The organism is Pedobacter insulae (assembly GCF_900113525.1).
Taxonomy (GTDB): domain Bacteria; phylum Bacteroidota; class Bacteroidia; order Sphingobacteriales; family Sphingobacteriaceae; genus Pedobacter; species Pedobacter insulae.
Window position 1 is genome coordinate 136,057 of record NZ_FOPP01000003.1, and the last position, 24,583, is coordinate 160,639.

General features: G+C 37.2%; 19 protein-coding genes. 8 read left to right on the forward strand and 11 right to left on the reverse strand.

Features of this window, described 5'->3' with window-relative positions:
• Positions 1-9 precede the first annotated feature (9 nt).
• The 3 genes from BM207_RS05925 to BM207_RS05940 form a co-directional block, all read right to left on the reverse strand.
• Positions 10-336 (reverse strand): hypothetical protein, encoded by a 327-nt coding sequence (locus tag BM207_RS05925; RefSeq protein ID WP_245768044.1) that lies wholly within the window; start codon positions 334-336, stop codon positions 10-12.
• A 123-nt stretch (positions 337-459) separates the two neighbouring features.
• A complete protein-coding gene (gldC, locus tag BM207_RS05930) occupies positions 460-795 on the reverse strand; it encodes a gliding motility protein GldC (protein ID WP_090992653.1) in 336 nt (111 codons plus the stop codon).
• Positions 796-1,192: 397 nt separating this feature from the next.
• Complete coding sequence (locus BM207_RS05940; protein ID WP_090992655.1) at positions 1,193-2,536, reverse strand: DEAD/DEAH box helicase; 1,344 nt, start codon at positions 2,534-2,536, stop codon at positions 1,193-1,195.
• 100 nt (positions 2,537-2,636) lie between these two features.
• On the opposite strand from BM207_RS05940, the gene BM207_RS05945 reads away from it, so the two are divergent.
• Both BM207_RS05945 and BM207_RS05950 read left to right on the forward strand, forming a co-directional pair.
• Entirely contained in the window at positions 2,637-3,971 is a 1,335-nt protein-coding gene (locus BM207_RS05945) for a dihydroorotase (RefSeq protein ID WP_090992656.1), read from the forward strand.
• Between the two features lie 23 nt (positions 3,972-3,994).
• Complete coding sequence (locus BM207_RS05950; RefSeq protein WP_090992657.1) at positions 3,995-5,083, forward strand: DUF3810 domain-containing protein; 1,089 nt, start codon at positions 3,995-3,997, stop codon at positions 5,081-5,083.
• Here the strand turns inward: BM207_RS05950 and miaE are convergent.
• Complete coding sequence (miaE, locus tag BM207_RS05955; protein WP_090992658.1) at positions 5,070-5,651, reverse strand: MiaE family protein; 582 nt, start codon at positions 5,649-5,651, stop codon at positions 5,070-5,072. The two genes, BM207_RS05950 and miaE, sit on opposite strands and share 14 nt — an antisense overlap.
• Before the next feature lie 208 nt (positions 5,652-5,859).
• On the opposite strand from miaE, the gene BM207_RS05960 reads away from it, so the two are divergent.
• From BM207_RS05960 to hscA, 5 genes are all read left to right on the forward strand, one after another.
• Positions 5,860-6,459: a TetR/AcrR family transcriptional regulator gene (locus BM207_RS05960; RefSeq protein WP_090992659.1), complete on the forward strand. Its 600-nt coding sequence runs from the start codon at positions 5,860-5,862 to the stop codon at positions 6,457-6,459.
• 120 nt (positions 6,460-6,579) lie between these two features.
• Positions 6,580-7,773: an efflux RND transporter periplasmic adaptor subunit gene (locus BM207_RS05965; protein WP_090992660.1), complete on the forward strand. Its 1,194-nt coding sequence runs from the start codon at positions 6,580-6,582 to the stop codon at positions 7,771-7,773.
• Positions 7,774-7,776: 3 nt separating this feature from the next.
• Positions 7,777-10,920, forward strand: coding sequence for an efflux RND transporter permease subunit (locus tag BM207_RS05970; protein WP_090992661.1), 3,144 nt, complete (start codon positions 7,777-7,779; stop codon positions 10,918-10,920).
• Positions 10,921-11,022: 102 nt separating this feature from the next.
• Positions 11,023-12,432, forward strand: coding sequence for an efflux transporter outer membrane subunit (locus BM207_RS05975; protein WP_090992958.1), 1,410 nt, complete (start codon positions 11,023-11,025; stop codon positions 12,430-12,432).
• Between the two features lie 68 nt (positions 12,433-12,500).
• Entirely contained in the window at positions 12,501-14,363 is a 1,863-nt protein-coding gene (hscA, locus tag BM207_RS05980; protein WP_090992662.1) for a Fe-S protein assembly chaperone HscA, read from the forward strand.
• A gap of 54 nt (positions 14,364-14,417) precedes the next feature.
• Here the strand turns inward: hscA and ychF are convergent, their stop codons facing one another.
• From ychF to holA, 3 genes are all read right to left on the reverse strand, one after another.
• Positions 14,418-15,512, reverse strand: coding sequence for a redox-regulated ATPase YchF (ychF, locus tag BM207_RS05985; RefSeq protein WP_090992663.1), 1,095 nt, complete (start codon positions 15,510-15,512; stop codon positions 14,418-14,420).
• Between the two features lie 244 nt (positions 15,513-15,756).
• Positions 15,757-18,309: a zinc-dependent metalloprotease gene (locus BM207_RS05990; protein WP_090992664.1), complete on the reverse strand. Its 2,553-nt coding sequence runs from the start codon at positions 18,307-18,309 to the stop codon at positions 15,757-15,759.
• 129 nt (positions 18,310-18,438) lie between these two features.
• A complete protein-coding gene (holA, locus tag BM207_RS05995) occupies positions 18,439-19,464 on the reverse strand; it encodes a DNA polymerase III subunit delta (RefSeq protein ID WP_090992665.1) in 1,026 nt (341 codons plus the stop codon).
• 57 nt (positions 19,465-19,521) lie between these two features.
• Here holA and BM207_RS06000 point away from each other — a divergent pair, with 57 nt between their 5' ends.
• Positions 19,522-19,980 (forward strand): type I restriction enzyme HsdR N-terminal domain-containing protein, encoded by a 459-nt coding sequence (locus BM207_RS06000; RefSeq protein WP_090992666.1) that lies wholly within the window; start codon positions 19,522-19,524, stop codon positions 19,978-19,980.
• Position 19,981: 1 nt separating this feature from the next.
• On the opposite strand, the gene BM207_RS06005 is transcribed toward BM207_RS06000, so the two are convergent.
• The 4 genes from BM207_RS06005 to BM207_RS06020 form a co-directional block, all read right to left on the reverse strand.
• Positions 19,982-21,169: a Gfo/Idh/MocA family protein gene (locus BM207_RS06005; RefSeq protein ID WP_090992667.1), complete on the reverse strand. Its 1,188-nt coding sequence runs from the start codon at positions 21,167-21,169 to the stop codon at positions 19,982-19,984.
• A complete protein-coding gene (locus BM207_RS06010) occupies positions 21,169-22,539 on the reverse strand; it encodes a 3-keto-disaccharide hydrolase (protein ID WP_090992668.1) in 1,371 nt (456 codons plus the stop codon). The genes BM207_RS06005 and BM207_RS06010 overlap by 1 nt, the downstream gene beginning before the upstream one ends.
• A 21-nt stretch (positions 22,540-22,560) precedes the next feature.
• Positions 22,561-23,916 carry a Gfo/Idh/MocA family protein gene (locus BM207_RS06015; protein ID WP_090992669.1) on the reverse strand — a complete coding sequence of 452 codons (1,356 nt, stop codon included), beginning with the start codon at positions 23,914-23,916 and terminating at the stop codon, positions 22,561-22,563.
• Positions 23,917-24,049: 133 nt separating this feature from the next.
• Positions 24,050-24,583 (reverse strand): hypothetical protein, encoded by a 534-nt coding sequence (locus tag BM207_RS06020; protein ID WP_090992670.1) that lies wholly within the window; start codon positions 24,581-24,583, stop codon positions 24,050-24,052.

The window sequence follows — 24,583 nt, forward strand, 5'->3', positions numbered from 1 at the left end:
GTCGACGGATCACACTTGGAGTCTCTCTTTTTTCACACTCGTTAGCAATAGCAAACAAGCGACCAATAGCACGATCCATCCCCATTGGTAATGGATCGTTTTAGCTAGTACCTTATCAAAAAACTTAGAATCAAAATAGTGGTTGGTTTTGAAATAAACCGCAGCGGCCATTAGTAACCCCCAAACAAACAAGACAAAAGATAACAATCTGAACATCCTCAGTTGTCTAACAAACAGGCAAAGTGAGGTAATCGCAATAAGTGCGATGCTAATAAAAAACAAGCGTTCATCAGTTTGGTATAAATTCCAACTCCCTTTAAAAGGCACTTTAATCATTGGACAAATGCTAATTGCAATTACTGTTAAAAGAAGTCCTATATAAGCGTTTATTTTGTTGATGATTAGCATAGTGTTACAAATTGAGCATTAAGTGTAGGAAGTTAAAAACTGTTAAACGAGTTATTTCTTAGGGTCTATCCCCATTTTTTCTGCAAAATGAGCGCAGTAATCTCTTAAATCTTCCACGATATTTTCTTCGCCGGTAGCCTTTAAAAAACTGTCACCCATCGTCTGAAGGGTTTCATAAAAAAACCTTTTCATCTCATCAACAGGCATATCTTTCGTCCACAAATCGATACGCATAGAATTTTTATAATTATGATCCCAAAGAGCCAGAATCATTGATTTAACAGGAACCTGGTCTTTTGTTTCTGCGTCTGTACTCTCCCAAAGAATATTTTCGGGCATATTATGGTCGTCTAATTCTACTGTAATTTTTATTTCTGCTTGTCTCATGTTAAAAGTGGTTTCACTTAATTATTTTCTGGCACAAATATGCTGATTTTGCAAAGTATATTTAAATGACAACGGTTTTACTTTTGTAATAATACTATTAAAACTGCTGTGAGAACAATAAAAACTAATTCGACAATCCAGATTTTTTTCAAATCCTTTAAAGTAAACCTAAAAATCATATCCGTTACAAAAGTTATTAACACTAGGCAACCCAATATTAATAAATAAAAGCTCGTTAGATCAGGTTGCCCCTTAACTGTTTCAGAGGGTTGTATCACCAAAAAAGCAAGCATCGCAAATCCCAATGCTGTGACAATGTTTAACGGAGTTAATCTGAACTTCATTTTTTATTCATTATTCAATTTTAATGCTACAATTCTCACTATCGTAAGGCTTGCTATTTTTTCTTATCGAAACGCTTTTTATTCTTAAACACTTTGGTTTTTTGTGCTTTTGCTCTAGCCTTTTCCCTTTCTCGCTCCTCAATTTGTTTGGCATTTTTCTTTTCATGAAATGCCCCTTTGAAATCGGGATCTTCTTTACGTTTCTGCAAATCTATCTCTTTTGCAATTTGTTGTCTTTCTTCATAAGGGGTTTCTTCAATAAAAACGCCTTCCGGAATTAGCTCAACAGGGATATACTGACGGATTAATTTTTCAATTTTACGAACATAATATTTCTCTGCTTCTGTACAGAAAGTAATGGCATCACCTGTAGAAAATGCTCTTCCGGTCCTTCCGATTCTATGCACATAATCTTCAATAATAATAGGCACATCGAAGTTAATAACGTGACTAACTTCGGACACGTCAATTCCTCTGGACGCTACATCGGTTGCTACCAAAACCCTGATATTCCCTTCTTTAAAACTATTGATAGAGTTTATTCTCGTGTTTTGACCTTTATTAGCGTGGATAACACGAACCGATTCTTCTCCAAACCTCCGAACTACAAAACTGTAGATATTATCGGCAACTGCTTTCGTTTTACAGAAAATGATTAACCTATTGAAAACCTCAACGTCTTTTAATAGATGTTGCAGGAGATTAATTTTCGTTTTAAAATTTGGGACATCATACAAAACCTGTGTTACTGTTTGGGCAGGAGTTGCTTGCTCAGATGCCTCAATAATTGTTGGGTGCTTTAAAAAATCGCCAGCAATTTTTTGAACCAATGAACTCATTGTTGCAGAGAAAAGCAAATTTTGACGCTTACGAGGTACAACTTCTAAAATTCTATGAATAGAACCTATAAAACCCATATCCATCATTTTATCGGCTTCATCTAAAACCAAGAACTGCAAATATTTAGTATTAATTTCTCCAGATAGATAGATATCTAAAAAGCGACCAGGAGTTGCAATGATAATATCAACACCTGCTTTTATTTGTTCTTTTTGAGCTTTAGGGCCAATTCCACCAAATATAACGACCGAACGCAAATCAGTATAAGTACTAAAACGCTTAACTTCTTCGGCAATTTGCATCGCTAACTCACGTGTAGGCGCTAAAATTAAAGCTCGTGCAGCATCACCTTGTGCGTACTTTAATTTCATCAACATAGGCAAAACATAGGCAGCTGTTTTACCAGTCCCCGTTTCTGCTATGCCACAAATATCCTGACCAGATAATACTGGTGCGATTGCTTTCTCCTGTATAGGTGTAGCAACAGTATAACCTGCATCGGCAACCGCATTTAATATTTGCCTATTTAAATTAAATTCTTCAAATGATTTTGCCATAGAGCGCAAAGATACGCATTAAGTCTTTAGTCCACAGTCCAAAGTCTGAACTCTCGACTCATGAGTTTGGACTCAAGACTAAAAAAACTACCTTTGAAACATGAATAATTACCTGATTAAAGGCGCCACATTGGTAAATGAAGGGCAACAAATTATTGCAGATGTTTTAATAAAAAATGGGCTGATTGAAAAAATCGGCACTAATTTATCGGCAACCGAAGCACAAGAAATCAATGCGGAAGGTTTATATCTACTGCCGGGCATGATTGATGATCAGGTTCATTTTCGTGAACCGGGATTAACACATAAAGCTGATATTTTTACGGAAAGTATGGCTGCTGTTGCTGGAGGTATTACTTCGTTTATGGAAATGCCAAATACAGTTCCCAATACTTTAACACAAGATTTATTAGCAGATAAATATGCTATCGCAGCACAAACTTCATTGGCTAACTACTCTTTTTACATGGGAGCAAGCAATGACAATTTGGAAGAAGTTTTAAAAACAGATCCAAAAAATGTGTGCGGAATTAAAGTATTCATGGGCTCATCTACCGGCAATATGTTGGTAGACAATGAGCGTACGTTAGAAAATATCTTTAGCAAGTCGCCTATGCTAGTGGCTACCCATTGTGAAGATGAACAAACTATTCGGGAAAATTTAGCTGCTTTTAAGGCAAAATATGGTGAAGATTTAACTATAGAAATGCATCCACTCATCCGCAGTGCTGAAGCATGTTATAAATCCTCTTCCCTGGCAGTAGAATTAGCTAAACGCTATGCTACCCGATTGCATATCTTACACATCTCTACTGCAAAAGAGATTGCTTTATTCGACAATATAACTCCGTTAAAGGACAAAAAAATAACCGCTGAAGCTTGTGTTCATCATCTTTGGTTTAATGATCAGGATTATGCTACCAAAGGAAATTTTATTAAGTGGAACCCTGCAGTAAAAACGGCGGCAGACCAAGCAGGAATTTTGCAAGGCTTACTCACAGACCACATTGATGTTATTGCTACTGATCACGCACCACATACTTTAACTGAAAAGAATCAAAGTTACTCACAAGCGCCTTCTGGAGGGCCTTTAGTTCAGCACGCATTACCAGCCTTATTAGAAATGCATTTACAGGGGAAAATTTCTTTAGAAAAGATTGTTGAAAAAACCGCTCATAACCTAGCCATTTGCTTCGACATCAATAAACGCGGATATATTAGAGAGGGTTATTGGGCTGATCTAGTTTTGGTAAATTTAAATGATCCATTTAAAGTAACACCTCTAAATGTATTTTATAAGTGCGGTTGGTCGCCATTTGATGGAGAAACATTTACTGCTAGCATCACTCATACTTTCGTTTCGGGCAATTTAGCCTATCAAAATGGTAAATTTATGACAAGTGAAATTGGTAAAAGGATAAACTTCAACAGATAGTTTCAAAAATTTATTAAATACTTATGCCGTTCTCTCGGAACTCAATCTTAACTTTTATAGCTCTGTTTTTCGCGTCTGTATTAGTTTTTCTTTTGGGTTTAAGTCCGAAATTAGTCCTTAGCTATTATTCTACAGGTTTATATCCGCTAATTTCGAACTGTTTAAGATGGATCTCTTCTATATTACCGTTTGCAATAGGCGATATAGCATATGGTACATTAATTTTTTTAGCATTACGCGGTATCTATTTGCTTTTTAAGAAAAGAAGGGTACTCCAAAAAAGCGACTGGTTCATAGTTCTTCTCAAGGTAATTAATATCATTTTAATCTTATACATAAGTTTTAAATTACTGTGGGGCTTAAATTATGCTAGACCAAGTATTAGTACGCAGTTATCAATTAGCAATGAAAAATACAATACAAAAGAGCTTTTACAGCTGACCAATTTCTTTATAGAAAGGTTAAACAAACTTCAACCAAAAATTAACTCAACACAAAGCTATAGGCTAAAAGATATTAGAGAAAAATCTATTCTCGCTTATCAAAAAATGAGCTTGACAAATCCATTTTTCACTTATAAACATCCGTCATTTAAACCAGCTATAAGCGGATGGATGATGAGTAAAATAGGTATTGAAGGATATTACAATCCTTTATCAGGTGAAGCCAATTTAAATATGCTGCTGCCTTCATGGGTTTTGCCTTTTGTAGCATGTCACGAAATTTCTCATCAGCTAGGAATTGCGCGTGAAGATGAAGCCAATTTAATAGGCTATTTAACTGCCGTAAATAGTGATGATATCAATTTTCAATATTCTGCCAACTATAATATGCTCAGGTATCTTTTAATTGAAGTGCGGATAAAATCGCCGGAAAACTACGAAGCCATGTATAAGCGTATAGTGCCTGGTGTGTTAGCAAATTTTAAAGCCGAAAGTGAGTTTTGGCAGAGCTATAATAGTGAAATGTCCAGTTATATGAGTGTTGCCTTTGATAAGTTTTTAAAATTTAACAATCAACAAAAAGGGATTGACAGTTACCAGGATATTGTAATTTGGTTATGGAATTACCATAAAAAGGAACTAGAAACCTTAAGTCCTAACCGTGGATAGCTTCCTTGTTTCCAAAACTTCGGATTAATTTCCCTTCGAAATCAAGCCATTCTTTCCATCGCTTATCTACATCTACGTCTATTGTATACTTGCGAGCGAAGTTTAAGAATGTGGTGTAGTGCCCAGCTTCGGAAACCATTAACTCATGATAAAATTTAGCTAGTTCTTTATCTTTTATATTTAAAGATAACACACGAAAGCGTTCACAGCTCCTTGCTTCAATCATCGCCGCAAATAATAATCGGTCGATAAACGCTGTGTTTCTACTTCCATCTTTCTTACTAAATTTAACGAGTTGGCCTACGTAGTCATCCTTTCGTTCGCGCCCAAGTACATATCCCTTTTTCTTGATAATGGCAACTACCTGTTGAAAGTGTTCCATTTCTTCAATAGCAATCGCGGTAAGTTCTTCGACTAAGTCATGATGTTCTGAATTATTTGCGATCAACGTAATCGCATTCGTGGCAGCCTTTTGCTCACACCAAGCATGGTCTGTTAAAATTTCCGCTAAATTAGCCTCAGCAATATTTGCCCATCGGGGATCGGTCAATAGTTTTAATCCTAACATTTTCAAAATTAAACAAATTCTTGAACTTACATGATAGCATATCGTCACTATTAAGAACGGACTTGCAAAAAAATAAAACCAAAAAAGCCCATTTAAACTCTATAAACGAGCATCTATAATTATCTGACAAATGGATGATATATAAATTTAAAACAGTTTCTACATTTGCTTAACGGTGTTAGATTATTTTATAGCACTTAACCAGAATATGGGAAGTAAAGAAAGAATTCAGCGACAAAAAGAAGATACCCGAAAAAGTATCTTAGCCGCGGCTTTACAAATTGTAAAACAAGAAGGTTGGGCTGCACTAAGCATGCGCAAAATCGCAGATGTAATTGAATATACCGCCCCTATTATCTATGAATATTTTTCAAACAAAGAAGGTATTTTGTTTGAATTAACCAGACAAGGCTTTATGCATTTAGGAGTTAAGGTTAAAGCTGCGAGAGATAGTAAGGAAGACCCGGAAGAACAATTAGAAGCAATGTGGCTTGCTTATTGGGACTTTGCTTTTGAAGAAAAAGAATTTTATCAATTGATGTATGGCGTACAAGTAAATTGCTGCGAGCTTTATACGAAGATGCCAGAAGCAGAATACACGACAGATTTATTTTATGACGCAATCGAAAAACTCCTCACGAAGCATCCTATATCGGAAGATACCTCTTGTTTAAAATATTATACTTTCTGGTCTTTAATACACGGTTTGATTTCTATCAATCTCGTTCAAAAAGGAGCTAATGATGAAATTAACCAGCAAATTTTAAGAAGTGCCATTAAGGCAATTATTAAAACTATAAACGATTAACTTTTTTTTAACCTTCCATCTAACAGTGTTAAATAAATTACAATCGTAAAATAAGAAATAGAGATTACCAATATTATATAAGTCATCACCATTAATTACACCTATTAAAATCCATAAATCATGAAACATAACTCCAAACACAGCCTATTATCTAACAATGTTAAATTATTTAACGAATGGACGATCTTGCTTTTCATTACTATTGCCTTGTTTCTTGCAAGTTGCTCAGAAAAGCCTATGCAAATGGCATCTCCAATTTTAACCTTACCAGTTATTACAGTCAACGAAAGTTCCGAACAAACTTTTGTAGAGTACCCAGCTGCTATACAGGGAACGGCAGATCTAGAAATTAGACCACAAATTGCAGGCACTATAGATAAGATCTATGTAAACGAAGGCCAATTAGTTACCAAGGGACAATTGCTTTTTAAAATTTCCGAACTACCATTTAGAGCCCAGTTAAACAATGCAATAGCGGCTTTAAATGCAGCTAAAGCAGCTGTTATGAATGCTCAATTAGAAATCGATAAATTAACGCCGCTTGTGCAGGCAAAAGTGGTATCCCCTTTCCAGCTGGAAACAGCAAAAGCTACCCACCAAATCGCTTTAGCCAATGTAGAACAAGCTAAATCTGGTGTAAATAGTGCTCAAATAAATCTCAACTATACCCAGATTAAAGCACCTACAACAGGATATATCGGGCGCCTGCCTAAAAAACAGGGAAGTTTAGTTTCTCCAACAGACATGGAAGCCTTAACTGGGCTTTCGGATGCCCATGAAGTTCATGTATATTTCTCTTTGGCAGAAACAGACTTTATTGCCTTTAATGCTAAACACGGAGGTAACTCTGTTGCCGACCAAATAAAGCATTTACCACCGGTATCTCTAGTATTGGCCGATCAAACTATTTACGCCTCACAAGGTAAAATTGATATGATAGATGGCCAGTTTAACAAAACAACCGGTTCTATCACACTTAGAGCAAGTTTTGCAAATGCAGATGGCCTATTAAGATCTGGCAATACTGGAAAAGTGAGGTTAACTCTCAAGCATAACAATATCCTTTTAGTACCTCAAGCTTCAACAATTGAAATCCAAGATAAGGTATTCGTATTTGCAGTGAATAAAGACAACAAAATAAGTAAGCAGCCTATTAAAGTATTAGGGGCTAGCGGCACAAATTATCTTGTAGAGGACGGTCTGAAATCAGGAGACCAAATTGTTTCTAAGGGTTTCGAAAGTTTAAAAGAGGGTGATTCAATCCAACCAGAAAAAGGAAAAACAATTACGGCGTATAACGCCTCAAATAAATAAAAAATGTTCAAAATATTTCTAAACAGACCGGTACTAGCAACGGTTATCTCAATTCTACTGGTTATTCTAGGCGTGCTTGGACTAACAAAATTACCGCTACAACAATTTCCAGATATTGCACCACCTGCAGTTCAGGTTATGGCTTTTTATCCAGGTGCAAATGCAGAAACCGTACTTCGATCTGTTGCGCCTTCCCTAGAAGAATCAATTAATGGAGTAGAAAACATGAGCTATATGAGCTCAACAGCAAGCAATGATGGTTCGCTGGTAATTACTGTATACTTCAAACTGGGCACCAATCCAGATCAAGCTGCTGTAAATGTTCAAAATAGAGTTGCACAAGCTACCAGCCAACTCCCGTCAGAAGTTGTGCAAGCAGGAATTACAACTGTTAAGCAACAAAATAGCTTAATCATGGTGGTCGATCTTTTCACGGATGATGAAAAAAATTATGACCAAACCTTTCTTGCAAATTATGCGCAAATCAACATCATACCAGATATCAAAAGAATACCTGGCGTAGGTTCTGCAACTATTTTCGGTGGAAACAAGGATTATTCAATGAGGATTTGGCTAAATCCATCTAAAATGGCTAGCTATGGTCTCACGCCAAAAGAGGTCATGGCGATCATTCAAGATAAAAACTTGGAAGCGGCCCCTGGAAAATTTGGGGAGAGCAGTAAAGAATCGTTTGAATATGTAATTACTTACAAAGGAAAACTTAATAAACCTGAACAATACGGTGAAATGGTTATCAAGGCTAACCCTGATGGCTCTATTTTAAGATTAAAGGATTTGGCAAGAATTGAATTTGGCGCATACTCATACACCAACTTCACCAGAGTAAACGGAAAACCTGGTGTAAATATTGGCATTATTCAATTAGCAGGTTCCAATTCTAACGAAATTCAGATCGCTATTGCAAAGTTAATGGATAAATCTGCGAGAAATTTCCCTAAAGGCGTAAAACATTTAATTTTATACAATACCAAGAATTCGTTAGATCAATCTATCAATCAGGTTATCCACACTTTAATTGAGGCATTTATACTCGTATTTATTGTTGTATTTATCTTCTTGCAAGACTTCCGTTCTACACTTATTCCTGCTATTGCTGTACCAGTTGCTATTTTAGGCACCTTCTTTTTCATGTGGATCTTTGGTTTTTCTATCAACCTACTTACTTTGTTTGCATTGGTTTTGGCAATAGGTATCGTAGTTGATGATGCAATCGTCGTCGTCGAAGCTGTGCATGCTAAAATGGAACATCGCCACTTGGCTCCAAAAGTTGCAACAGCAGCAGCCATGAGCGAAATTACAGGAGCCATCATTTCAATTACTTTAGTTATGTCGGCTGTATTTTTACCTGTAGGATTCATGGAAGGATCAACCGGACTATTCTACAGGCAATTTGCTTTTACCCTTGCAATCGCTATTGTTATCTCGGCAGTAAATGCATTGACCTTGAGTCCCGCTTTAGCCGCATTATTTCTAAAGGAAAATCATCCTGCAGACTCAAAAACGAAGAGCTTTAAGGAGAAATTCTTCGTTGGATTTAACTCAAGTTTTGAAAAAATAACCAACCAATACACTGGCGCATTAAAATTCTTAATTCGTTTTCGTTGGGCAACATTGGCAGGTTTAATTGTAATGATGATTGCAACTGGAGTGATGATCAAACGCACACCTTCGGGGTTTATCCCTTCAGAAGATCAAGGATTTTTGGCGATTTCTCTATCTATGCCTGCAGGTGCATCACTAGATCGTACAACAGAAGTAATTAAACAAGCAGAAACCTTATTAGGTTCCATGGAATCAAAACAGACCTTAATGGGACTTTCTGGCTTTAATATGCTTACACAATCTTCTAGCCCTTCATCAGGAGTACTATTTGTGCTGCTAAAATTTACAGATCAACGGGGAAAAATAAAAGATATAGATGGCATTATGAACGAGGTGAGGACTAAGCTAGCAGCAATTAAAGGCGCCAATTTCTTTGTGTTTACGTTTCCAACGGTACCCGGGTTTAGTAATATCGATGGACTGGATATGGTTTTGCAGGATAAAACTGGGGGTTCTCTTGACAAGTTTAGTGCCGTTTCCAACAACTTCATTGCGGAAATGATGAAAAGGCCAGAAATTGCATTCGCATTTACATCATTTAAATCCGACTATCCGCAATTGGAAATGAAATTAGACGAGGTAAAAGCTGCTCAATTAGGTGTAAGCGTAAAAGACATCTTGCAGACTATGCAAGCTTATTTTGGTAGTGCACAAGCATCAGACTTTAATCGCTTCGGTAAATATTACCGAGTTGTTATCCAAGCAGATCAAACTGATCGGGCAAATCCTTCGGCTATGAATGGTGTATTTGTAAAAAACGCAAAAGGAGAAATGGTTCCGATGAACACACTCGTAAAATTAGATAGAGTTTATGGTCCAGAAACAGCATCTCGATATAATTTATTTAATTCCATAGGGTTAAATGCAATGGCCAAACCAGGCTTTAGTTCTGGCGATGCAATCAAGGCAGTGGAAGAAGTAGCCGCCAAACATTTACCTGGTGGCTATAGTTATGAATTTTCGGGCATGACTAAAGAGGAACTTTCTTCTGGCGGACAATCTACTATCATTTTTATTTTATGTCTCCTATTCGTTTACTTCTTGTTGTCTGCACAATACGAAAGCTATATCCTACCATGGGCAGTAATTTTATCAATCCCTACCGGAATATTTGGTGTTTTTGCTGCAATTGGATTAACAGGAATATCAAATAATATTTATGTCCAAGTTGCATTGGTAATGCTCATCGGATTACTGGCAAAAAATGCAATCCTAATAGTAGAATTTGCTATTCAGCGAAGACGAGCTGGTAAATCATTGCTATCCGCTTCATTGGAGGCTGCAAAATTAAGGTTACGCCCAATTATTATGACATCTTTAGCCTTTATCGTCGGCATGATACCAATGATGACGGCAGTTGGCCCCTCTGCTTTGGGTAACCATTCCATCAGTATTGCAGCAGCCGGCGGGATGATTTTCGGTGTGGTAATTGGAATATTTATTATTCCAGTACTATTTATCCTCTTTCAATTTTTACAAGAAAAAGTCACCGGCGCGCCAGCAGCTGTAGCGCATGCCGAATAAAAATTAAATTATCATGAAAATTAATGAAGATCCAGTTTTAAAAGAATTTGTACCCTTAATAACTATGTGGTTAAACAAATGGTTCAATTAAATAATATTAAAATGAAAACATATATTAATAACACTTTTGTCATTTTGCTTTTACTATTAAGCAGTTGCGGCATTTCAAAAGAGATTTTACTTCCAACTAAAGATATTCCCAACAACTTTAGGGAGATTTTTAAAATAGATAGTAATAGCATAGGTAAGTTACCTGTTAATGAGTTTTTTAGTACCATGGCAATACGCAATTTGATCGATAGCGCTTTAATTAGAAATATTGATCTGCAACTAGCGCTTAAAAATATTGATGCTGCTGAGCTAATATTAAAAAGGACAAAATTGGTTAATTTACCAGAGCTGAATTTGCAGGTAACAGCAAACTCAAACCGACCCTCAGATAATAGTTTGAACGGCCTAAGTGCTTCACAATTTTTAAAGACCCGGCATATCGAAGATTTTAACGCAAATCTAACATTAAGCTGGGAAGCTGATATCTGGGGCAAAATCAGTAGGCAAAAAGATATTGCCTATGCCAGTTATTTGCAATCTGCTGAAGCTAAGAAAGCTATTCAAACACACATTGTTGCTTCCATCGCCAGCGGCTTTTATAGACTTCTAATGTTGGATGCGCAATTAAATGTGGCAGAACGAAGTGTTGAGCTAAATAAAAACACCTTAAAAATGATTAAAATGCAGTTTAACGCTGGGCAGGTCACTTCTCTAGCCGTTCAACAAGCCGAAGCACAACTATTAAAAGTCTCGCAATTGCTCCCGCAACTTAATCAAGAAATCAATATTCAGGAAAATGCTTTGAGTATGTTAACTGGACGGTTTCCTACCGCTATAGAGCGATCTACCACCCTTTCGCAGCTAAACATACCAGAACAGTTAACTCTTGGTATACCGGCAACAATGCTCAGTATTAGACCTGATGTTAAAAATGTAGAACTTGATCTCACTATTTCAAATGCCAATGTGGGGATTGCAAATGCCAAATTATATCCTAGCCTGGTAATTTCAGCAAGTGGCGGGTTAAATGCATTCAAAGCGAGTAGCTGGTTTAATATCCCTGCGTCACTTTTCGGTGTTGTTGGCGGAGGTATCACCCAACCCATTTTTCAGCGTGGTGCTTTAAAAACTCAATTTAAATTAGCGCAGATAGAAAGAGAACAAACTGTTTTGAGGTTCAGGCAAACCATCATCGCAGCCGTAGTGGAGGTTTCTAATGAGCAAGCAAAACTCGTAAACCTAAAGAATGAATATATCATTGCACAACAGCGAGTGAAAACCTTACAGCTCGCGGTACAAAATTCAGATCTACTTTTTAGAAGCGGCATGGCTAATTATTTGGAAGTAATTACTGCCCAAGGGAATCTGTTGCAAGGAGAATTGGATCTAACCAGCCTTAAAACAGCGCAACTAAATGCAAGTGTTGGTTTATATAGAGCGCTTGGAGGAGGTTGGCAATAAGTAAATCCACGCAGTCTTTACAACATTTCAACAATAGTGAGCAATAAACTATGTAAATTTGCAGTCTTATGGCAAAAATATCCATCAACCTAGCTACAGGCTCATTTCAGAAAGAAGAAATCATTGTTGGCATTGACTTAGGCACCACAAATAGCTTAGTGGCCTTTATCAATCCCGATAAAAACCCACAAGTAATAAATGATACTGGAAAAGGAGTCTTAGTCCCCTCTGTAGTACATTTCAATGCACAGGGAGATGCGGAAGTAGGTAATGAAGCAAAGGATTTTTTAACAACGGATCCAACTAATACCATTTTTTCGGTAAAACGCTTATTAGGGCGTTCCTATAAAGATGTGGCTAGTCATAAAGATATTTTTAGCTATAAAATTATCGATGATGATAGCGATTCACTAGTTAAAATTAAAGCAGGAGATAAATTTTATACGCCAATAGAACTTTCGGCCGAAATTTTAAAAGAGTTAAAAGCGAGAGCTGAACATGCCTTAAAAACACCAGTAAACAGAGCTGTTATCACGGTACCGGCTTATTTTAACGATAGTCAGCGACAGGCAACCCGTGACGCTGGTAAATTAGCAGGGCTAGATGTATTGCGTATTGTAAATGAACCAACAGCCGCAAGTTTAGCTTATGGAATTGGCTTAGACCCTACACAGCAAAAAACAATTGCAGTTTACGACTTAGGGGGAGGCACTTTTGATGTTTCTATCCTTCAGATCCAAAATGGGATTTTCGAAGTATTGGCTACCAATGGAAATACGTTCTTAGGTGGTGATGATTTTGACCGTGTAATTTTGAACTACTGGATAGAAAAAAACAAACTTGATTTCAGTATGGTTGCCAACGATAACATTTTGATGCAAACACTTCGTTTACAGGCTGAATCAGCAAAAAAAGCTTTGTCTACCCAAAACTTATACAATGAAAAAGTCGGTGAAATTTGGTGCACTTTAGATAAGCAAACATTTGAGCAACTAATTGCCGATAAAGTTAATGAAACCTTAGCCTGCTGCAAACAAGCCTTAACTGACTCTGACCTAACTATAGAGGCTATTGATGAAGTCGTTTTGGTAGGCGGTTCAACACGTACACCTTACGTAAAACAGGCCGTAAGTACATTTTTTAAACGTCAACCTCATGACCAGCTTAATCCTGACGAAGTTGTAGCACTTGGCGCAGCAATCCAGGCTGATATATTGGCGGGGAATAGATCAGATATTCTATTACTAGATGTTACCCCACTTTCATTAGGAATTGAAACAATGGGTGGATTAATGGATGTAATTATTGCTCGAAATAGCAAGGTACCTACTAAGGCTGGTCGCCAATATACTACTTCAATTGATGGGCAGGTGAATATGAAGATCTCTGTTTATCAGGGCGAACGTGATTTGGTAAAAGAGAACCGCAAATTGGCCGAATTTGATTTGAAAGGTATTCCAGCTATGCCAGCAGGTTTACCTAAAGTCGACATTAACTTTTTATTAAATGCTGATGGTATTTTGACTGTACAGGCAATTGAATTGCGTTCTGGCGTAAAACAAGAAATAGATATTGTTCCGAGTTATGGATTAAATGATGATACGGTAGAAAAAATGTTGATTGATAGCATCGAAAATGCAAAATCTGACGTAGAACAGCGGATGTTAATTGAGGCTAAAAGTGAAGGTGAACAGCTCGTTTATACTGCTGAACGATTTATCAAGAAAAACGGTAATATTTTAAATGAGCAAGAATTAACTCTAACCATTGTTATCATAGCCGAATTGAAAGATGCGTTAGATAGCGGAGATAAAGATCGTATCCTTAAAAAAGCAGATGAATTAAATGAATTTACCCGTCCGTTTGCAGAACGCTTAATGGATATGGCAGTTGGCCAGGCAATGAAGGGGAAAAGGATTGATGAGGAATAGTTTTTTTAGACTTACAAAGTTTAAAACTTCGTAAGTCTAAAAATCTATGATTCTTTATACGTTAAATCTGAAGTGCATGATATCGCCATCTTCCACTACATAGGTCTTTCCTTCCACACCTAACTTTCCGGCTTCTTTACAAGCATTTTCTGAACCCAATGTTACAAAATCATTATATTTTATAACCTCAGCACGGATAAAGCCTTTTTCAAAATCCGTATGAATTACACCAGCAGCTTGTGGTGCAGTAAAACCTTTAGTGATCGTCCAAGCTCTCACCTCTTGCACACCAGCAGTAAAGTAAGTATATAAATCAAGCAAACGATAAGCTGCCCTAATTAATTTATTAACGCCAGATTCTGTCAAACCCAAATCCGCTAAAAACTCTTGTCTTTCTTCATACGAATCCAATTCTGCAATTTCTGATTCAATTTTTGCAGAAATGATCAATACCTCAGCATTTTCATTTTTAACTGCTGCCTGTACTTTCTCCGTATAAGCATTTCCAGTTAACACAGAATTTTCATCAACATTACACACATACATCACTGGTTTTTGAGTTAACAGCCCTAAATCTTCGATGAAATCGAAATCCTCTGTCTGTAAAGCTGCCGAACGAACAGAACTACCAGTTTCTAAATGTGCTTTAATAATAGTTAGAATATCAAAAGTTCTTTTGGCTTCCTTATCAGTTTTAGCCATTTTTTCTACTTTTTGTATTCTTTTTCCAACTGTATCTAAATCTTTTAATTGCAATTCAGTATCAATGATTTCTTTATCTCGAATAGGGTCAACTGAACCATCTACATGAATTACATTTCCGTCATCAAAGCAACGTAATACATGAATAATTGCGTTAGTAGCCCTGATATTTCCTAAAAATTGATTTCCAAGTCCCTCTCCTTTCGACGCACCCTTTACTAAACCTGCAATATCTACAATTTCAATTGTATTAGGTTGAACTTTATTTGGCTTCACCAACTCTGCCAATTTTGTTAAGCGATCATCAGGAACGGTAATTACCCCAACATTTGGCTCTATTGTACAGAATGGAAAATTTGCAGCTTGTGCTTTTGCGTTAGATAAACAGTTGAATAAGGTTGATTTACCCACATTTGGTAAACCTACTATACCACATTGTAATGCCATGTTTTTATATTTTGCGCAAAGATATTAATTTTTAAACCCTTTGCCTAGGAAAATATATTCCTCCCTATCACTTTGTCAAAGTAGTAGGTGGAGTGGTAAAGAGGAATATGCCCAACATAATCAATTCCAGGGATTATGCATTGGGTACTTTGAAAAAGTAGGTAAAAAATGTGGATAAGTTAACTCCATAAAAAAAGCGCTCAGAAATAAAATTCTGAGCGCTTGAATAAAACTATATTTTTTGTTAATCTTTTACACTTAAAGCCGCTTCGATACGGTCATTCAAATCAGCTAAATGATATTTACTCAAGGTATCAGCCTGATTATTCGAGGCTGATTTGATTGAACCTTGCAATTCTTTTAACTGACCTTTAACTACTGAGAGCACATCGCTTTGCGCTGCAGTTAAACCGCTGCTACCAGAGCCTCTCACTAGCAAAGCATTAATCGCTGTTGGACTTGGAGCCGGTTTCACAATGGTAATTAATTTTTCTATATAGGCCTTTTGTAAATTACGACGGTACACATCGATTGCCGTATTAGCTTTTAACTCCGCGAAAATTGCCCCATTTAAATCCGTAAATAAATCGGTAATCTTATAAGCTGTAGCACCATCAGTTGCTTCAGCCGCAACTAATTTACTCAAAGTGCTATTACTTAACAAACGAGTTAAAGTACTCCCTTGAAGCCTAGCAACTATCTCCAAAGGATTCCCCTCAATATTATCCATAATGGCCTGATTTAACAACCATTTAGGAGTAGTAAATAAATTTCTGTTCAAGAAATCAATGGCTTCTTTCTGGGTAGCGGCAGGGGTTCGCTCATAAATTGGTCCCGCCTGATCGACAGTTTTTGGATTTTCATAAATACCCCCAATGTTTTTCGCAACATGCCCCATGTAACGACCAAACTGGGTAGTCAATTGACCATACATTGTTGTCAAATTCTCATAACCTTCCCCCTTTTCTTTGGTCCATTCTGGTAAACCTGCTAAAATTACTTTTAGGTTTTTGATGCCATAATCACTAGCTTTCATCGCGTTGTCACTTAGATCTTCATTTTGTGAATGTGGATCGTCTGGATTTGTTTCGGTACCAAACCATAAGCGTCTATTCTTCGCTGCTTCTGTAGTCATTTTATCCAAAATAGCCATGTCGGATAGAACAGATTTGCTCTCAGGAAAATATCTATAACCCCATTCAATTGCCCAATTATCATAATCACCAATGCGAGGATATAATCCTTTAGCCGAAATTTTATCTTCTGGTTGTGCCACATAGTTAAAACGTGCATAATCCATAATTGAAGGTGTGTGACCATGTTCTTCAACCCATTTTTTATTCCGTAAATTCTCTGTTGGAACAGTTGAACTTGAGCCATAATTATGACGTAAGCCCAATGTATGCCCCACTTCATGAGAAGACACAAACCGAATCAAATCACCCATCAATTCATCACTGAAAGTCATTTTACGAGCTCTCGAATCAACGGCAGCTGTTTGAATCATATACCAATCATGTACCAATTTTTGAACATTATGAAACCAATTGATATGACTTTCCATAATTTCACCACTCCTTGGATCGGAAATACTAGGTCCACTTGCGTTAGCAATTTCTGAAGGCTTGTATACGATAGCTGAGTTACGGGCATCATCTAAACTCCAAGTAGAATCTTGTTCTTTCGTAGGAGCAACTTTACCCATCACTGCATTCTTAAATCCAGCTTTTTCGAAAGCTTTTGCCCAATCATTCACACCAGCGATTAAATATGGAACCCATTTTTTCGGAGTAGCTGGATCGATATAAAAAATTATAGGCTTCTGAGGCTCTACCAACTCACCCCTTTTATACTTAGCCATATCAGCTGGTTTTGGCTCTAAACGCCATCTCTTCACCAACTGAATTTCTTTTACACCCTGTGGGTTGAGATCAAAGTCTGTATAGCCTACTGCGAAATAACCAACACGCGGATCAAAATAACGTGATTTCATAGGCACTTTAGGCAAAATAACTAGCGAAGCATTTAATTCTACCGTAGCTGAGCCTCCACCAGCGCCTCCACGAACAGATGACGGAGCTCCTCCAGGTCCCGCTGTTGGTGCGGTTAGTGCATAAGTTTTAACAGCGGTGATTTCAACATTCGTTGGAAAACTACGCACCCCTAAAATATAACTTCTATCGGCCGCCTGAGTACCCAACCTGAAACGCGATTTTGCAGTAGCCGAACTGAAATAGAATATATCATTATCACTATTGATATATTCAGTCATATCAATCACACTTCCATTCTTATCTGGACTGTAAGCAGCAATATTAAATGCCGCAGCAATTGGTTGAATATTCGAATTTTTTAAGGATTGGTACATGGATGTTGTACTGTCCGGTCCGTAAGTCCGATAACTTACTTTACGCATAAAAATCCTGTTGTTTGGTCCTTTTTCAAAGCGGATTACAGAACTTCCGATTTGGTCACCTGCGTAACCTTGCGCAGCACGTACATCAGCACCAGATTTAGAAATCCGGCTTACAACTAAGATATCTCTACCTAAAGTAGTGTCTGCTATCTCAAAGAAGTACTTGTCTTCAATTTTATGAGTGGTAATCATTCCTTTGCGAGTGATCGCTTTATCTGTAATGACCGAATTATAAGGTCGAGGCTGCGCCCTTCCAACGGTGCCGGGCATCACCCCAGGGGCCCTGCGCGTCGAATCGGTCGCTCCACCAGGTCTTGTTTGAGCATTAGCGAAGGCAATAGCACCTACAGCCAATAAGATGGTAAGTAATTTTCTTTTCATCAGTTTTAATAAGTTAACAGTTAAGCAAATATAGAGGAGAATGTTAGGATAATTAACCAACAGCCTATAACTTTATAGTTACATAGGGCTTTGTAAGTAATACTGAAAAGTGCTTTAGCACAAAAGAATTTAATGGATCATTTTAAAGAGAAGTTCCTTTAACAACTCTCCATCTGTTGTGTTTCCTGTACTGTCCAGTCCCTTACTTTTTAAGTCGTATTCCCTTAATAAGCTGATAATATCAAAAGTTTTAGCGTGACTAAATGTTCTTGCTGCGTTTTCATAATCTTTAATAAAATAAGGACTTACCCCCAGCTCTTTTGCAGCGTCGTTCTTATTTGGTAAATAATGATACTTCAATATTTTAGTGAAATAACCACTTAGATTTGCCATTACCATCACCATCGGGTTCGCCTTTGGATTATCAGCAAAGTAATTGATAATTTGATTGCATTTGAATACATTTCTACTAGCCAAAGCCTTTTGCAATTCAAAAACATTATATTCTTTACTTATCCCTATGTTCTTTTGAATATGATCAGTCTGTATGAGGGTTTCCTTGTTAATATTTAAGCAGAGCTTTTCTACTTCATTAGCAATTTTAGCTAAGTCGGCGCCTAAGTATTCGGCCATTAGTGCAGCAGCTTGTGGCGCTATTTTATACCCTTTTTCTTTAATATGTTCCTCAATCCACGGCATTAATTTATAATCGCGCACTGGATCTGACTGAAAAATTAGTCCATTTTTAGCAATTGCTTTATAAATTTTTTTGCGCTTATCGAAATTTGCATATTTATAAGCCAAAACTAGTATTGTACTGGGTAAAGGCTTTTCAAAATAATTAAGGATAACCTCTGCTTCTTTACCGTTACCCTCTGTTTCTTTTGCCCATTTTAAGTCTTGTGCTTCCTTTACAATGATAAGCTGATGTTCCGCCATCATTGGATAACGTTTAGCGGCATTTAAAATAGTAGACATGTCTGTGTCTTTTCCATACAGCACAGTTTGGTTAAACCCCTTTTCACCATCACTTAAAACATGGCTTTCCATATAATCAACTACTTGATCGATATAATAGGGTTCTTCTCCTTGCAATAAATACAAGGGTTTAAACTTTCTAGCTTTTAAATCTTTGATAATCTCTACAGCACTCATTGCTGGTAAAATTACAATTTTAATTAGATTTACACACTCCAACTAATCAACACTTCAATGTTTAATCCTGCTGCTTTAAACCTTCCCAATTACCCTTTTAAAATCACACAAAAAGATGGTTTACATTTTATTTTTGACGAAATTAGGAGAAAGCACCTGGTGCTAACTCCTGAAGAATGGGTTAGGCAACATTTTATCCGTTATTTAACAGGGGAGAAAAATTTCCCCTCTTCCTTGCTTCAGATTGAGGGAGGTCTAAATTTAAATCAGACCAAAAAAAGAAGCGACATATTAGTTTATAACAATGTTGGCGAAAAAATTATGGTTATCGAATGTAAAGCTCCTTCAGTGCCAATTACGCAAGCAACCTTTGATCAGGCTGCGCGCTATAATTCAATTTATAAGGCGCATTGGCTAGCTGTTACAAATGGCTTGCATCATTATTATGCTAAAATTGACCACATCAAAGAGCGATTTCTATTCGTAGAAGAGTTGCCTGATTACAAGGATTTGTAATCTAAGAATATGCTGTTTTCCAAAACTGGCTTTTCCCTGTATAAATAGCTTCATTACACATTCCTACGCATATGGCAGCTTGTGTGCCTGTTTTGATGTTCGAAACTGGTGTTTTATTTTCTACAATTGCGGAGTAAAATTCTTCAAGAGCATAATTCGTGCCGTCACGAGTGGGTTTTTCCAAAATGGGAATTCCTCCATCAGTATTCACTACAATTTTGGTGGCACTGGTAACGCCGTCTACTATTCCAAGTTCTTTTGCGGCTTCTCTTTCTGGATAAAAAATACCGGTATTTGGATATAATGACACCGAACCTTTTGTTCCCTTGATTTTAAACAAATAACCATCATGGGCATTACCACAGGTTGCGCCAAAATTACCAATCATTCCTGCTTTATTATATCTTAAAGTAGCTTGGATATTATCATAGGTTTCTCTACCATCCTTAAATATATCAATACCTCCAGTACCAAAAATTTCGTCGGGCTGAGTTTCAAATGCCCAATTGATAAAATCAATTTGATGGGATAAAAGTTCGGCCGCTAATCCACCTGAATATTCTTTATACATTCTCCAATTAATCTGTCTTTCAAGACTTGGATTTGGTACTGCTCTACGCCAATTCCCATTTCTATCCCACCGACAATCTATCTGCGATACTTTGCCGAGATACCCTGTCTGAACCATCTCTTTAACTTTAAAGTATAATGGAGAATAGCGATATTGATAGCCTACTTGAAAAATCTGCTTGGGATACTCGTTAACTAACTTTCTTAACTGAAGGGCTTCAGCAATAGAGTAAGTCATTGTTTTTTCTACATACACATGCTTACCAGCACGAACAGCATCGGCAGCGATTTGGTAATGTTCGCTTAAGGGAGTCGCAATAAAAACTGCGGAAACGCTCTTATCGTCCAATACCTTTTTATAATCCTTAATGGGCTTCGAGTGAGACGATACATATTTTTTTGTTTCCGCTAACCTGAAATCTAATACATCACAATAAGCGATAATATTAAATTTATCAGGCATACTCTTTATCACCGAAAGCACACCTTTCCCTCTATCGCCGCAACCAATCATGGCGATGTTAATGGGGGCTAATGCGAGGCCAGCATATAGCTGATCTGCAAACAAGAAGCTTGAGCTCAATAAAGCAGATTTTTTTACGAAAGAACGGCGTAACATTATAGTGTTTTAATTTTTATAGATCTGAAGCTAACCTTATCACCATGATCCTGCAATAAAATTCTTCCTTTCGGAGCTTCCCCAAAATTTTTCCAGTCTTTATATTTACTGCCAGCAACCAGCTTTTTAAAGTCATCATTCCCTCTTATATATTCCAATACTTTAATCCCATTCAAATAGTGTTCAACTTTATTATCTGGATGTACAACCACTCTTCCTCTATTCCACGTACCAATCGGTCTTGTGCAGTTTAAAATCTTTTTAGCAGTAATCAAATCATACAGCGATGCCAAGGTTCTATTCCCATCTTTACCCAATTTTGCATCAGGGTGTTTTGCATCATCTAATACCTGATATTCCAAGCCAATTGCAGATCCAGAAGTTTGCTCGGCCAAGGTTACAAAATATTTGACTCCACTGTTTGCACCTTCACTTAACTTAAACTCAAACGATAAGTCAAATGCAGAGAACTGCTCTTGGGTCACTATGTCTCCACCATTTGTAGATTCTGCTCCACCAGAAGGCAAAACACTAACTAATCCATTTACAATTTCCCATCCCTTTTTAGGAAAAGCACCAGTTTTTGCACCAATCCACCCGGCATCTGTTTTCCCGTCGAAAAGCAGTTTATATCCGTTACTTTTTTCTTGGGCCGATAAAGCATTAGCTGTCAAATTAACTACATAGTTCGATTTTGGAAATGCTTGAGGTTTCAAGTTTTCAGTTTGGATTGTAATGTTCTTAAAATATACTTTTTTACCTTCAAGATCATGGTTATTTCCAATCCCATGCACCTGCAAGCCTATAATACCAGCTTTATCAAGTGTATCAACAACATAAGCAACCGGCACTCCATTTACCCAGGTTTTAGTTTCATTTCCAATACATTCAATTTTATAGTGATTAAACTCTTCCGTCTTATAAGCAGATTTCGCTGCCGTATTCAGTTCAACCGGATATAACCACAATCTTCTAGCCTCATCATAAATACCACCTGTCCACGCTCTAGGGGTTGGATCTATTTCCATCTGTCTCCCAAATACCAACCCATTTCCCTTATTTCCTGAGGGATCATAATGACTTCTAGTTTGGACACCACTATTAGTTGTCGAGCCTTCCAATTTAACGTCAAGTTCCAAGATAAAATTGCCATACTCTTTCTCGGTAATCAAAAATGAATTCGGCGTGCCCGACTTCATCGTACCTACAATCGACCCATTTTCCACCGAATAGGACGCCTTTCCAGCAACTGCCTTCCAACCATTCAAGGTTTTCCCATCAAATAAAGGTATTTTTTGGGCATAAGCTGAAGATACTAAAAAAGTTAACGAAAGACTTAATAAGCTATATTTTTTGAATTTTGTAAACATTTGTAATGCTATTATATTTGATTAATATTTAAATATTTTTCCATTGGCCATAACTTCTTGTGTCTTCTCGTCGAATGTTGCCTTAGCTCCGGTACGAACAGCAGCGTTGGTCATGATATTCGCTATAGAATGAGAATAACCGGCCTCGACAGGGGCATTAGGCGTTTTCCTGCTTCTAACACACTCCATCCAATTACGCATATGCGCAGATGTTAAAGGATCTCCTCCAGTATTGGCGCTAGTTTCAATTTTGATTTCGGTGCTTGACAAATCAAAATTTGGCAATAAATTGGCTTTCATTCCCATAGCAGCGGCTTCCTTCTCTCCGAGTCCTCCTTTTGGAGAAACTTTATTGGTTATAAGGTTTAACTCTCCCCCGTTTGAATAATAAACTTCCCCTACATCTCCCACACTATTTTGCATCCTAGAAGTAAAAGTAACTTGAAAACCATCTGTTTTATTTACTTCACCATAATCAAATACAGCAACCATTGAGTCCCAATTTTTGCGACCATCTTTCCACGTATAAATGCCTCCATTGGCCACTACACTTCGTGGATGTTTTAACTTCGTGAACCAATGCACTGTATCGATCTGGTGCGACATCCATTGACCCGGCATTCCTGATGAATAAGGCCAGAACAAACGATATTCCAAATATTTTCTCGGATCCCATTCCTCAAATGGGCGATTTAACAAGTAACGTTTCCAATCGGTGTCTTCCTGTTTTAGTTTAGCTACTAGTGCTGGTCTCCTCCACCTGCCAGGCTGATTTACATTCCAAACAAGATCTACTGCAGAAATAGGACCAAATTTGCCTTCCTGAATATAATTTGCAGCAGCTTTATAATTTTCTCCACTTCTGCGCTGGGAGCCAATCTGTACAATCTTATTCGTTTCTTTCACTGCTTTAAAAGCCGCTCTCGCATCAGCCATTGTTTCGGCAAAAGGTTTTTCCACATACGCATCGCATCCCGCCTTTACAGCGTCAATTGTATGAAGGGCATGTTGAAAATCGGCCGTGCTTATGATAACAGCGTCCAAATCTTTTATGGCTAAGAGTTCATCATTGTTTCGGCAGCTTTTTATATCATGTCCAATTTTTTGCTTTAGATGAGCAACACCAAGATCTCGACGATAGCTCCATAAGTCTGACAGCCCAACTATATCGAAATTCAATTCCTTATGATGGTTTAAAAAACAAGGCAGAAGCGTATCCTTAAAACGATCAGAAAATGCTGCAACGCCGACACGAACGCGGTCATTGGCTCCTATTATACGACTATAGCTTTTAGCGCTGGTGCTTAATGTACCGGTAAAAGCTGCTGCCGCCAGTAAACTTGACTGCTGAATGAAAATTCTTCTTGAATTACCCATTTTTGAAGCTATTTATATACGGTTAGAATTTTTCAGTTACCCTGTAAAGGGTTACTAATTCCAATAATATGACTTTTAACTCGTAATTAATAACTAAGAAGGTAAAATTTTTACGCAAACGTTCCTGAAATAATTAAAGGGATTTAAATCCATTTATTAAAAATGTGTACTTACCTAAATCATAGCCTCTAAAATCACTTACATGGATAAACTTTACATCACTTCTTTTGCCTTGTTTATGCAAGGAGCCAGTAATGGTATATTTTTTATCAACGACAAGCTCATTTGCTTGGGCTTCTGAGACAATACCAGTAATCTGCAGTTGCATGTAATTTAGCAGCGAAGCTGCGTTTCTACTTGTATCGCCAAATGCCTTAAAGGTGGCAATCTTTGTACGAATTTCGTTAATGGAGGTGTCTTTGATTTCCTTCACCTGCAAGGGCATGTCTTTTAAAAATTCTGCCTCATTACTTAAATTAATAAGTTTATGTTTAAACTTCTCTGTAGTTTCCTTTTCAGTGGCTTCATCTTTGGTCCAATCCGGATTGCTGGTAATAAAATCGCTAAGCTTTTGTTCCAGAAATATTTGAGGTTTTACTTTTTCTTCTTTTTTAGGCCCACAAGAAACTAGCAAGGCAATTCCATATAATAACATCAATTTCTTCAT